At 68.7% G+C, this 8,896-nt stretch carries 11 protein-coding genes; 5 read left to right on the top strand and 6 right to left on the bottom strand.

Features of this window, described 5'->3' with window-relative positions; all coding sequences use genetic code 11:
• Both DPV74_RS35970 and cobU read right to left on the bottom strand, forming a co-directional pair.
• Positions 1-220, bottom strand: a 220-nt coding sequence (locus DPV74_RS35970) for a cobalamin biosynthesis protein (RefSeq protein WP_205571970.1), incomplete at its 3' end; no start/stop codon positions are given.
• Positions 214-768 carry a bifunctional adenosylcobinamide kinase/adenosylcobinamide-phosphate guanylyltransferase gene (gene cobU, locus DPV74_RS35965; RefSeq protein WP_119338909.1) on the bottom strand — a complete coding sequence of 185 codons (555 nt, stop codon included), beginning with the start codon at positions 766-768 and terminating at the stop codon, positions 214-216. The genes cobU and DPV74_RS35970, both read right to left, overlap by 7 nt.
• A 74-nt stretch (positions 769-842) precedes the next feature.
• On the opposite strand from cobU, the gene DPV74_RS35960 reads away from it, so the two are divergent.
• The 4 genes from DPV74_RS35960 (at position 843) to DPV74_RS35945 (ending at position 3,944) form a co-directional block, all read left to right on the top strand.
• A complete protein-coding gene (locus tag DPV74_RS35960) occupies positions 843-2,354 on the top strand; it encodes a cobyric acid synthase (protein WP_119338908.1) in 1,512 nt (503 codons plus the stop codon).
• An 81-nt stretch (positions 2,355-2,435) separates the two neighbouring features.
• Complete coding sequence (locus tag DPV74_RS35955) at positions 2,436-2,576, top strand: hypothetical protein (RefSeq protein WP_162923233.1); 141 nt, start codon at positions 2,436-2,438, stop codon at positions 2,574-2,576.
• 149 nt (positions 2,577-2,725) lie between these two features.
• A complete protein-coding gene (locus DPV74_RS35950; RefSeq protein ID WP_027786730.1) occupies positions 2,726-3,139 on the top strand; it encodes a DoxX family protein in 414 nt (137 codons plus the stop codon).
• Positions 3,140-3,275: 136 nt separating this feature from the next.
• Positions 3,276-3,944, top strand: a complete 669-nt coding sequence (locus tag DPV74_RS35945; RefSeq protein ID WP_027786731.1) for a ParA family protein — start codon at positions 3,276-3,278, stop codon at positions 3,942-3,944.
• 143 nt (positions 3,945-4,087) lie between these two features.
• On the opposite strand, the gene panD is transcribed toward DPV74_RS35945, so the two are convergent.
• From panD to DPV74_RS35925, 4 genes are all read right to left on the bottom strand, one after another.
• A complete protein-coding gene (gene panD / locus DPV74_RS35940; protein ID WP_021164250.1) occupies positions 4,088-4,474 on the bottom strand; it encodes an aspartate 1-decarboxylase in 387 nt (128 codons plus the stop codon).
• 44 nt (positions 4,475-4,518) lie between these two features.
• A complete protein-coding gene (gene panC / locus DPV74_RS35935) occupies positions 4,519-5,358 on the bottom strand; it encodes a pantoate--beta-alanine ligase (protein ID WP_027786732.1) in 840 nt (279 codons plus the stop codon).
• Positions 5,359-5,631: 273 nt separating this feature from the next.
• The gene (locus DPV74_RS35930) at positions 5,632-6,504 is read right to left on the bottom strand and encodes a ScpA family protein (protein WP_021164248.1); all 873 of its coding nucleotides are present in this window, start codon (positions 6,502-6,504) and stop codon (positions 5,632-5,634) included.
• Positions 6,505-6,508: 4 nt separating this feature from the next.
• The gene (locus tag DPV74_RS35925) at positions 6,509-6,697 is read right to left on the bottom strand and encodes a DUF3460 family protein (protein ID WP_006478107.1); all 189 of its coding nucleotides are present in this window, start codon (positions 6,695-6,697) and stop codon (positions 6,509-6,511) included.
• A gap of 266 nt (positions 6,698-6,963) precedes the next feature.
• On the opposite strand from DPV74_RS35925, the gene DPV74_RS35920 reads away from it, so the two are divergent.
• Positions 6,964-8,778, top strand: coding sequence for an autotransporter assembly complex family protein (locus tag DPV74_RS35920; protein WP_060083238.1), 1,815 nt, complete (start codon positions 6,964-6,966; stop codon positions 8,776-8,778).
• Positions 8,779-8,896: the final 118 nt, after the last annotated feature.

The following is an 8,896-nucleotide window of genomic DNA, read 5'->3' as shown; positions in this document are numbered from 1 at the left end:
GCCATGCCGCGACGGCGACCGGCGGCACGACCGCCGCGATCCATGCGGCGACGCCGATCACGCGGCCGCGCCGGCCCGTGTTCAGCGCGCCTTCGATGCGCGCGGCGAGGCGGCCGAACGCGACGAGCGGATGCCAGCCGGCCGGTTCGCCGATCGCGCGGTCGATGATCGCGGCCGCGACCGCGAACATCGCGACTACGGGCAGCGACAGCATCAGCATGACGGCGTTCCCGTCTTGAGGTCGAGCGGCAGCCCGGCGACGAGCAGCGTCACGCGCGTCGCGAGCGCGGCGACACGCTGGTTCAGGCGCCCGAGTTCGTCGACGTAGCGGCGCGTGACCGACCCGAGCGGCACGACGCCGAGCCCGATCTCGTTGCTGACGACGATCACCTTCGCGCGCGCGCCGCGCAACGCGTGCTCGAGCCGGTCGACCTGCGCCGCGTACTGCGCATCGTCGAGCGGTTCGCCGTCGGCCGGGCACAGCAGGTTCGTGAGCCACAGCGTCAGGCAGTCGACGAGCAGGCACGCGTGCGGATCGTCGAGCCGCGCGAGCGTGCCGGCGAGGTCGACGGGTGCGTCGGCGAAGCCCCAGGCGGCCGGCCGGCGCGCGCGATGGTGCGCGATGCGCTGCGCGAATTCGGCATCGGCGGCGGTTGCGGTGGCGATGTAGGTGACGGGGCGGCCGCTGTCGGCGGCGAGGCGCTCGGCGTGCGCGCTCTTGCCCGAGCGTGCGCCGCCGAGGACGAAGGTGAGGTCGTGCGGAATCATCGCGTGATTGTAACGGCGCGGGCATACCGGCGCGGGGGATAATGCGGGCTTTGCTTCGCGACGACCTTTACACGATGAATGCACCCGAGCCGCGGCCGCGCGGCACGCTGATGATCCAGGGCACGACGTCCGACGCGGGCAAGAGCACGCTGGTCGCGGGCCTGTGCCGGCTGGCGCGCCGCGGCGGCGCGCGCGTTGCGCCGTTCAAGCCGCAGAACATGGCGCTCAACAGCGCGGTGACGGCCGACGGCGGCGAAATCGGCCGCGCGCAGGCACTGCAGGCGCTGGCCGCGGGCGTTGCGCCGCATACGGATTTCAACCCCGTGCTGCTGAAGCCGACGAGCGACCGCGGCGCGCAGGTGATCATTCACGGCAAGGCGCGCATGAACCTCGATGCACGCGCGTATCACGGCTATAAGCCGGTCGCGTTCGAAGCGGTGCTCGAGTCGTACGCGCGCCTGCGCGCCGGCTACGACACGGTGATCGTCGAGGGCGCGGGGAGCCCGGCCGAGATCAACTTGCGCGAAGGCGACATCGCGAACATGGGGTTTGCCGAACGCGTCGACTGCCCGGTCGTGCTCGTCGCCGACATCGACCGCGGCGGCGTGTTCGCGCACCTGGTCGGCACGCTCGCGTGCCTGTCGGAGAGCGAGCGCGCACGCGTGCGCGGCTTCGTGATCAACCGCTTCCGCGGCGACGTCAAGCTGCTCGAACCGGGGCTCGACTGGCTGCGTGCGCAGACGGGCAAGCCCGTGTTCGGCGTGCTGCCGTACCTGCACGGCCTGCTGCTCGACGCCGAGGACATGCTGCCCGCACAGGCGCGCAGCGCCGCCGCACGCGGCGATGCCGGCCTGCTGCGCGTCGTCGTGCCGGCGCTGCCGCGCATCAGCAACCACACCGATTTCGACCCGCTGCGCGCGCATCCGCAGGTCGAATTCACGTACTGGAAGAGCGGCCCCGTCCCGGATGCCGACCTCCTGATCCTGCCCGGTTCGAAGAGCGTGCAGCGCGATCTCGCATGGCTGCGCGACGTGGGCTGGGACACGCTGATCCGTCGCCATCTGCGCTACGGCGGCAAGGTGATCGGCATCTGCGGCGGGATGCAGATGCTCGGCCGCACGCTCGACGATCCGCTCGGCCTCGAAGGGGCGCCCGGCAGCGTGCCGGGGCTCGGGCTGCTCGATTTCGACACGACCCTGCAGCGCGACAAGACGCTGAAGAACGTGACCGGGCATCTCGCGCTGCCGGGCGGGGCGGCTGTGCGCGGCTACGAGATCCACATGGGCGACACGCACGGGCCCGCGCTCGCGTCGCCCGCGCTGACGCTGGCAGCCGACGCCGCACCCGCCGCCTCCGACGCCACACGCCCGGACGGCGCGGTGTCCGCCGATGGCCAGATCCTCGCGACCTACGTGCACGGGCTGTTCGACTCGCCCGACGCATGCGTGGCGCTGCTCGCGTGGGCCGGGCTCGACGGCGCGGCGCGCATCGACTATCCGGCATTGCGCGAGGCATCGCTCGAGCGGTTGGCCGACTCGTTCGCCGACCATCTCGATCTCGACGCGCTGTACGCCGAGTTTCGTTGACGCGGGCCGGGCCGTGCTCGCTTTTTCCGCCGGATCGCATACAACACAGGAGGGCGGATGTCCGCCTGGAGGAGTGCGACGATGAAGGCTCGATGGTGGTGGAGCGTGCTGCTCGCGGTGCTGCTGGGCGTGTCGGCGGTTGCGCACGCGTGCGATTCGTACGCACCGGGCGGCGGCCAGTCCGGTTCCGGCGACGCCACACAAGGCAAGAGCGGTTACTGAAGCAGGTCGCGGGGCATGATCGGGCATGCCCCTTTTTATGTCCCGATTGATTCCATCCGGGAATCAGTTAAAGCGAATCGGCGCGTTTATCGGTTGAATCGATTCGAATAGAGTGCGATCCATTCACACCACTCACGAAGGAATTCGCCATGAACCCCAATCGCCTCAACGATTTCGCCGCGACCCTGCTGCGCGTCGCGCTCGGCGTGCTGTACCTCGCGCACGTCGCGCAGAAGGTGTTCGTCTTCACGCTGCCCGGCACCGCGCAGTTCTTCGCGTCGATCGGCCTGCCGGGCTGGCTCGCGTACCTGACGACGTTCGTCGAACTGGCGGGCGGCCTGGCGCTGCTCGCGGGCTTCCGCGTGCGCGTCGCCGCGCTGGTGCTGCTGCCGTTCATGCTCGGCGCGACCGCCGCGCATCTGCCGAACGGCTGGAGCTTCGCGTCGCCGAACGGCGGCTGGGAATACCCGGCGTTCTGGGCCGTCACGCTCGCCGTGCAGGCGCTGCTGGGCGGCGGCGCGTTCGCGCTCGGCGCACGGGAAGCCGCGGTCCAGCGTGCGTAAGGGGTAAATCGGCGTACACGGCGCGGCGCAACCCGTTCCGGTGACACCCCGTTTGCCGATATCATCGCTCCCTGTATCCGCAATCGAGCGGCGCCTGCCTCGCGGCAGGGGCCGCGCGGCTTTTTCGGGGGAATTCATGACGGTGATCGTGGTGGCGAATCCGAAGGGCGGCGTGGGGAAGAGCACGCTGTCCACCAATCTTGCCGGCTATTTCGCGGCGCAGGGCGCGTGGGTCGCGCTTGCCGACCTGGACCGGCAGCAGTCCGCGCATGCGTGGCTCGAGCTGCGGCCGGCCGGACTGCCGGCAATCGAGGCATGGGAACTCGATCCGGACGCGCCGACGAAGCCGCCGCGCGGCCTCGAATATGCGGTGATCGATACGCCGGCCGGGCTGCACGGCAACCGGCTCAACGTCGCGCTGCAACTGGCCGACAAGGTGATCGTGCCGCTGCAGCCGTCGATGTTCGATATTCTGGCCACGCAGCAGTTTCTGGAGCGCCTCGCCGGCGAGAAGGCCGTGCGCAAGGGCAGCGTCGAGGTCGGGATCGTCGGGATGCGGGTCGATGCGCGCACGCGCTCGTCGGACCAGCTTCACCGGTTCGTCGAAGGGCTCGGCCTGCCGGTGCTCGGCTACGTGCGCGACACGCAGAACTACGTGCAGATCGCCGCGCACGGCCTCACGCTGTGGGACGTCGCGAAGAGCCGGGTCGAGAAGGATCTCGAACAGTGGCGGCCGATCGTCGAATGGGCCGAACGCCGCGCGCCGAAGGCCGAGAAGACGGAGAGGGCCGCCAAGGCGTCCTGATCGCGCGGCCGCAGGGCCGGTACGCGGGGAAATGAGAAAGGGCCGGATCCCGTGGCACACGGCATCCGGCCCTTCGACCCTTCAACCGCAAGTGGCACAGCCGCTCCCGCGCGCCGCGGCACGCGGGCGGCCGGTCAGTCAGGTCAGGTCCAGTTCTGCGTCGGCACGTGATCGCGGTGGCCCTTGATCTTGTTGCCGTCGTCGATGAACACGAGCTTCGGCTTCCAGCCGGCCTGAATCTCGGCTTCGTCGACCATCGCGAATGCCGCGATGATCACGAGGTCGCCGAGCTGCGCGCGACGCGCGGCCGAGCCGTTCAGCGAGATCATCCCGCTGCCGCGCTCGCCCTTGATCGCGTACGTCGAGAAACGCTCGCCGTTGTTGATGTTCCAGATGTCGATCCGTTCGTTTTCGATGAGGCCGGCCGCTTCGAGCAGGTCTTCGTCGATCGCGCACGAGCCTTCGTAGTGCAGCTCGCAGTGCGTGACGGCCGCGCGGTGGATCTTCGATTTGAGCATGTGGCGCTGCATGGTGTCTCCGTGATGCGTCGTGAGAGGCGCGGGCGGGCGGCCCGTCAGATTTCCAGGTTGTCGATCAGGCGCGTCGCGCCGAGCTTCGCGGCCGCGAGCACGACGAGCGGCTCGCCGGCTTCGAGTTCGGCGGCGCTCGGTGCGATCAGGTTCGCGCGGCGGCGGATCGCGATGTAGTCGGGCGCCCAGCCGCGCTCGGCCAGGTGCGTGCGCGCGTGATGCTCGAGCTTGCCGAGGTCGCGTTCGCCGCCGAGCACGCTGTCGCGCACGCGCTGCAGCGTTTTCGCGAGTTCGGGCGCTTCCTTGCGCTCGTCGGTCGTCAGGTAGCGGTTGCGCGACGACAGCGCGAGGCCGTCCTCGTCGCGCACGGTTTCGGCCGCGATGATCTCGACCGGCAGCGCGAGCTGCTGGCACATCCGGCGCACGATCATCAGCTGCTGGTAATCCTTCTTGCCGAACACGGCGACGCGCGGCTGCACGCAGGACATCAGCTTCGTGACGACCGTGCACACGCCGGCGAAGAAGCCGGGCCGGAATTCACCCTCGAGAATCCCGCCGAGGTCGTCCGGCGGCAGCACGCGGTATTCCTGCGGTTCCGGGTACATGTCGCGCTCGGTCGGCGCGAACAGCACGTAGACGTTTTCCTGCTGCAGCTTCTCGATATCGTCCTGGAGCGTGCGCGGATACTTGTCGAAATCCTCGTTCGGGCCGAATTGCAGCCGGTTGACGAAGATGCTCGCCACGACCGGGTCGCCGTGCTGGCGCGCGAGGCGCATCAGCGACAGGTGCCCTTCGTGCAGGTTGCCCATCGTCGGCACGAACGCCGTGCGGTTCTGTCCACGCAACTGGTCGCGCAGTTCCTGGATCGAGCTGATGACTTTCATGATCGGGTAGCGGTTTCCTCGCGCATGCGCGCGTTGGCGCCGCAGCAGCGGCGTCGGGGTCGAAGCGGAGAACGCCGGCGCGCGGGCGGCGCATCGGGCGTCGGCGGATTGTAGAGGATTTGGCCGCCAAACGCATCGAAAAAAGTACGGTCGTTCACTTTTTAACCGGGCGTGCCGGCAACGGCCCGCGCAGTCGCGTCGGGCTGCGGCGAGGCGGCATGTGTGCCGGAATGAATCGGGGGGTGGGAAGGGCGGACGCGGGCGCCAGGCCGGTTACGCGGGCAGGTACGCGAGACGCACGTAGATCGGCGCGAACGGCTCGGCCTGCGTGATCTCGAGGAGCGATTCGCGCGCGAGTTCGAGCATCGCGATGAAATTCACGACGACGACCGGCACGCCGCGCGACGTGTCGAACAGCTCGGCGAATTCCATGAAGCGCGCGTTCTGCAGCCGGCGCAGGATCAGGCTCATGTGCTCCCGCACCGACAGCTCCTCGCGGGAGATCTTGTGGTGCTGGACGAGCTTCGCGCGCTTGAGCACGTCGGCCCACGCGGCGCGCAGGTCGTCCGAATTCACGTCGGGGAAGCGCGGCGTGACGCTCTGCTCGATATAGACCTCGGCGCGCAGGAAGTCGCGGCCGAGCTGCGGCAACTGGTCGAGCCGCTGCGCGGCGAGCTTCATCTGCTCGTATTCGAGCAGGCGGCGCACGAGTTCGGCGCGCGGATCCTCGGCTTCCTCGCCGGTGTCGGCCTTCTTGACCGGCAGCAGCATCCGCGACTTGATCTCGATCAGCATCGCGGCCATCAGCAGGTACTCGGCCGCGAGCTCAAGGTTCGACGTGCGGATCTGGTCGACGTAGCCCAGATATTGCGCGGTGACCTGCGCCATCGGGATGTCGAGCACGTTGAAGTTCTGCTTGCGGATCAGGTAGAGCAGCAGGTCGAGCGGGCCTTCGAAGGTCTCGAGGAACACCTCGAGCGCATCGGGCGGGATGTAGAGATCCTGCGGCAGCTTGAACAGCGGCTCGCCGTACAGGCGAGCGAATGCCGCGACACCGTCGACCGTGTCGGGCGTCGAATCGGCGCCCGCGGGCGCGGCGATCGCGTCGTCCTGGCGGGCGGCGCTGGCCTCGTCGGCGGCGCTCACGTCGTCAGAAGTTCTGGTAGTAGACGTACGACGTTTGCTTCACGCGCGATTCCTGCTGCTCGGCGCGCTCTTCGAGGTCGATCGGCTGCTTGTCCCACAGCAGGGAACGGCCCTTGCGCTGCTCTTCCTCGAGCGTCGGCTTCTGTTGCTTGAGCTGGTTCAGGAACTGCGTGACATCGGACTGGTACGGCATGGCTGGATTTTCCGTTTCGGGCGGCGCACGATGCGCCGGATTCACGATGGCGGGATTTTACCGCATCGCGGGAACGGCCGGCGGCAATCGCGCGTCGAATCCGCGGGTTGGCGCGCAGCCGGCGGCCGCAAGCGCACCGCCGGGCATGACGCCGCGGCCACGCGCGCTCGCGCGGCGGTTTACAAACATTAAGCTTTGGCGCCGGCACGCTGTGGTCAAATACAGGGTTTTCCACAAAACCGTGACAACCGAGGGCGAGGTCATATTTGGCGGGGCAGTCGAACCAGCAAGCACATCCGGCACATGACGCGGGCCCGCGCGTGGAACGCAATCGCGCCGGCGCCGCGGCCCGTGCCGCACGGGCGACCCTCGCGGGCTGCCTGGCCGCGTGCTTCGCGCTGCCGGCCCACGCGAAGTACGACGTCGACATCGACGCGCCGCGCTCGGTTCGCAAGCTGCTCAAGACGCACCTCGACATCGCGCGCTTCGCGAAGCGCGACGACATCAGCGACGACCAGTTCGACTTCCTCGTGACGGCCACCCCGCAGCAGGTGCGCGACCTGACCGCGACGGCCGGGTATTTCTCGCCGGTCGTGCGCACCGACGTGCGCACGCGCGACGGCAAGCGCGACGTGCGCATCGCGGTCGATCCGGGCAAGCAGACCGTCGTGTCGAGCGTCGACCTGACCTTCAAGGGGCCCGTCGACACCGAGGACCCGAAGCAGGAAGCCGCGACCCGTTTCGCGTTTTCGCTGAAGCCGGGCGACCCGTTCACGCAGTCCGACTGGGACGGCGCGAAGGGCGCGGCGCTCAGGCAACTGCAGTCGCGTCGTTATCTCGGCGCGAAGATCGCGTCGTCGGAGGCGCGCATCGATCCGCGCACGCAGCGCGCGACGCTCGCGGTCACATTCGACAGCGGTCCGACGTTCACGATCGGCAAGGTCGACGTCGACGGTGTGCGGCGCTATCCGGAGAAGATCGTCACGAACGTCAATCCGCTGTCGGAAGGCGAGATCTACGACGTGCAGCGGATCACCGAATTGCAGCGGCAGTTGCAGAACACGCCGTACTACGCGAGCGTCGCGATCGACGTCGGCGACGATACGGCGAAGCCCGAGCGCACGCCCGTGCACGTGAAGGTCAGCGAGTTCCCGTACAACAACATCCGCGGCGGCGTCGGCTTCGCGACCGACACCGGGCCCCATGTGCAGGGCTCCTACACGTATCTCGACACGTTCGGCGCCGCGTGGCCGCTGACCGTGTCGGGCCGGCTCGACCAGATCCAGCAATACGGGCAGGTCCAGCTGTCGATGCCGCCGGGCGAGAAGGGGTGGACCAACAGCGTGCTCGCGTCGTACACGAACACCAACGTGTCGGATACGCGCATCTACAGCGCGCGGGTCGGCGTGCAGCGCACGCGCACGGGCCAGTTCATCGACTATTCGTATTCGCTGATGTACTACCAGGACCGGCTCGACCAGAACAGCGCGGGGCCGACCACGAGCCGCGCGCTCGTGCCGCAATGGGCATGGACGCGCCGCAACGTCGACGATCCGCTGTTCCCGCGTTCGGGCAACCTGATCCACGCGGAGGCCGGCTTCGCGGTCAAGGGCGTGCTGACCGACCAGACCTTCATCCGCGGCTACGCGCGCGGCCAGCAGTACCTGCCGGTCGGCAAGCGCGACCTGTTCGTGTTCCGCGCGGAGCTCGGCGGCGTGTTCACGAGCGGCAGCTCGACCGGCGTGCCGGCATCGCTGCTGTTCCGCGCGGGCGGCTCGAATTCGGTGCGCGGCTACGGTTACCAGAGCATCGGCAACAGCGTCGACGGTTCCGTCCTGCCGACCAAGTACCTGATGACGGGCACCGCCGAATACCAGCACTGGTTCAACCGCGACTGGGGTGCCGCGACGTTCTTCGACATCGGCACGGCCACCGATGCGTGGGGCGAACGCGTGTTTTACCCGGGCGTCGGCGTCGGCGCGCGCTGGCGCAGCCCCGTCGGCCCGATCAACGTCGACGTCGCGTACGGGTTGCGCAACCATAGCGTGCGCCCGTACCTGACGCTCGGCATCGCTTTCTGAACGTACCGCTTCATCGACGAACCGCATGACGAAGGACCCGAACGATACGAACGACACGCCGCCGCCTGGCGATCCGGACACGCCCGGCGGCGCGCCCGACGCGCCGCCGGGCGCGACG

This window comes from Burkholderia sp. HAN2018 (genome assembly GCF_024704855.1).
In the GTDB taxonomy this organism is placed as follows: Bacteria; Pseudomonadota; Gammaproteobacteria; order Burkholderiales; family Burkholderiaceae; genus Burkholderia; species Burkholderia cepacia.
Note: the sequence above shows the minus strand (reverse complement) of the source record. Positions and strands in the feature narration are given on the sequence as shown.

Bases quoted from the DNA above. Each gene is read 5' to 3' on its own strand.
- DPV74_RS35960 (WP_119338908.1), top strand. From the start codon at position 843: ATGAATGCACCCGAGCCGCGGCCGCGCGGCACGCTGATGATCCAGGGC.
- cobU (WP_119338909.1), bottom strand. From the start codon at position 768: ATGATTCCGCACGACCTCACCTTCGTCCTCGGCGGCGCACGCTCGGGC.
- DPV74_RS35925 (WP_006478107.1), bottom strand. From the start codon at position 6,697: ATGCCGTACCAGTCCGATGTCACGCAGTTCCTGAACCAGCTCAAGCAA.
- DPV74_RS35950 (WP_027786730.1), top strand. From the start codon at position 2,726: ATGAACCCCAATCGCCTCAACGATTTCGCCGCGACCCTGCTGCGCGTC.
- panD (WP_021164250.1), bottom strand. From the start codon at position 4,474: ATGCAGCGCCACATGCTCAAATCGAAGATCCACCGCGCGGCCGTCACG.
- panC (WP_027786732.1), bottom strand. From the start codon at position 5,358: ATGAAAGTCATCAGCTCGATCCAGGAACTGCGCGACCAGTTGCGTGGA.
- DPV74_RS35945 (WP_027786731.1), top strand. From the start codon at position 3,276: ATGACGGTGATCGTGGTGGCGAATCCGAAGGGCGGCGTGGGGAAGAGC.
- DPV74_RS35955 (WP_162923233.1), top strand. From the start codon at position 2,436: ATGAAGGCTCGATGGTGGTGGAGCGTGCTGCTCGCGGTGCTGCTGGGC.